The 2,212-nt window shown below is 60.4% G+C and carries 1 protein-coding gene; it reads right to left on the reverse strand.

Going from position 1 to position 2,212, the window contains the following annotated elements; translation table 11 throughout:
* Window positions 1-68 precede the first annotated feature (68 nt).
* A complete protein-coding gene (locus tag ACMZ6R_RS20375; protein WP_416114787.1) occupies window positions 69-1,697 on the reverse strand; it encodes an aminotransferase class V-fold PLP-dependent enzyme in 1,629 nt (542 codons plus the stop codon).
* Window positions 1,698-2,212 lie beyond the last annotated feature (515 nt).

The following is a 2,212-nucleotide window of genomic DNA, read 5'->3' on the forward strand; positions in this document are numbered from 1 at the left end:
GGGTGGGGGTCCGGGGGAGGGAACCCCTTTTTTCAAAAAGGGGTTCCCTCCCCCGGTTCCTTCTCCCCCTAAACGTACGCGCGGGTGTGGACGTTGCTGGCCAGCTTTTTGGACTGCAGGGCCTTGATGACGTCGACCACGGCGGCGACCACGGCTTCCGGGTCGGACGACAGGTTGCAGAAGGTGGGCGAGACGCGCACGAGGTCGTGGCCTTTCACCTTGAGGTTGGCGATGGCGAAGCCGTGTTTCTCGTAGACGTGTTTCATGACGTCGCCGGCTCCGATGCCGTCGGGCGTCTTGAACAGGAACACGGAGCTGCGCAGCGCGTCGTTGGTGGTCGGCGTGGTAATCCACTTGTAGGCCGTCTTGGCGGTGAAGTCCGGGAACACCTTGGGCAGGTGTTTGAAAAGCGCCTGCTTGACCTTGTCGCCCAGGGCGTGGATGCGGGCCTCGATCCTGGCCGGGGTCACGCCGGGGTGGAAATGGCCGGTGTGGAACAGCGCCGCCATCCAGGTGGAGACCAGCGTGGCGTCGTTTTGCTGGCCCAGGTAGGAAAAGCGCTTGGCGTTGGGATCGATCTTGCCGGACTCGGCCGGAAAGCCGTAGTCGGCCGGGGTGTTGATGTGCTCGTCGTAGCCCCAGATGCTCGGCGTGAATTTTTCGGCCGCCCCGGTGCGGTTGTTCATGTAGAGGATGCCGACCATCTTGGGACCGCAGGGCCATTTGTGAAAGCTCCCCGCGATGCTGTCCACGCCCACCTTGTCCAGGTTCAAGTCCAGCACGCCGAAGGTCTGGGCGCTGTCGGCGTGGATGTAGATGTCCTTGTTGATCGTGCGCAGCTCGTCCACGATGCGCTTCATGGGCAGCAGCATGCCGCATTCGTTGGACTGCCAGGACAGCGTCACGATCTTGGTGTTCTTGTCCACCATGCGGCGCAGCGCTTCCAGGATCTCCTTTTCCGAGGCCGGATCGGAGGGAATCATGCCGGTGGCGCGCTCGGCGTCGGTGACGGTGTTGGCGAACATCTTGGTCTGCAACACGCGCACGGAATCCTTGCCCCAGCCCTGGGTGGCCTTGCGATAGAACCAGGCGTCGTAATTGGTGGGATGATTGACGTCCCAGGTGACGACATTGTCCTTTTGGGGATCGAAAAAGCCCGAGGTCACGAGGCCGTTGTTGATGAAGTTGTTGCCCTCGGTGGAGTTGGCGGTCAGGGCCAGCAGGAAATCGGCCGGGCTCTTGATCTGGCCCAGGCCGAACCAGTCCTTCACCGCGCCGAGGCCGTTGACGAGGCTCGCGTCGGCCAGCTCGCCGCGCATGGGAAAGGAGATGTCCGCGGCAAGCAGCTCCTGGACCAGTTCCACCATGGAAGACACCGGCTTCATGGACGGGCACAGGTTGGCGGCGTTGACCGAGATGCTGGTGAAGGCGTCCCGGTCGAAATAGTGGCGCACCAGCTTGTCCCACTGGGCGTCGTTGTCCGCGGCCAGGGCATCGGCGGCGAACGGACGGCCGTCTTTTTCCCAATGCGCGATGGCGGCCTTGATCCTGTCCATGGCCGATCCGGTTTCGGTCTTGAGCTTGGGCGTTTTTTTGGCTTCGGCCCGGGCGGTGGTGAAGGCCACGCCGGGCAGCATGGCGACGCTACTGGCGCCCAGGGCGATTCCGATAAATTTGCGGCGGCTGAACTGGCTCATGGGCTGGCATCTCCTTGAGGTTGGAAGCGAGTTACAATGCAGAGAGGATGAGGCCTGTAAAACATGAGACCCAAAGTGATCACCGTATGTGATGCGATAATTACGGCATAGCGCGCCTCACTATGGAGGGCAAGCTGCAATCCGACATCCCCTCCAGACAGCCGCAATGAAGTCCGAAACCTAAAAACTGCAAAATTGTAAAATACGCTTTCTTAACAAGAATACCCCGGACAACGCCACCAGAAGAAGAATGCGCCCCCAGGCCATCCTGGTGCGACAAAATGGAAACGCGCCGCAGTCACCCACGGCGCGTTCAGATACGAAAGGCGTGCGAGAGGGGGAACCCTTTAAAAAGGGTTGCCCCCTCTCGCGCTCTCCCCTTCCTAAATTTTCTAAATATTCTTCGCATATTACCGGAATTCCTGCTGCGGAGATATCCAGAACGCCCCCCTTTCAAAGTTTTTGGGGAGGGTGGGGGTCCGGGGGAGGGAACCCTTTTTTTCAAAAAAGGGTTC

Origin of the sequence: Solidesulfovibrio sp. C21 (assembly GCF_047785625.1) — a bacterium.
In the GTDB taxonomy this organism is placed as follows: Bacteria; Desulfobacterota; Desulfovibrionia; order Desulfovibrionales; family Desulfovibrionaceae; genus Solidesulfovibrio.

What these genes read in the sequence shown, in the direction of transcription:
- ACMZ6R_RS20375 (WP_416114787.1), bottom strand. Translation starts at nt 1,697, where the DNA reads ATGAGCCAGTTCAGCCGCCGCAAATTTATCGGAATCGCCCTGGGCGCC.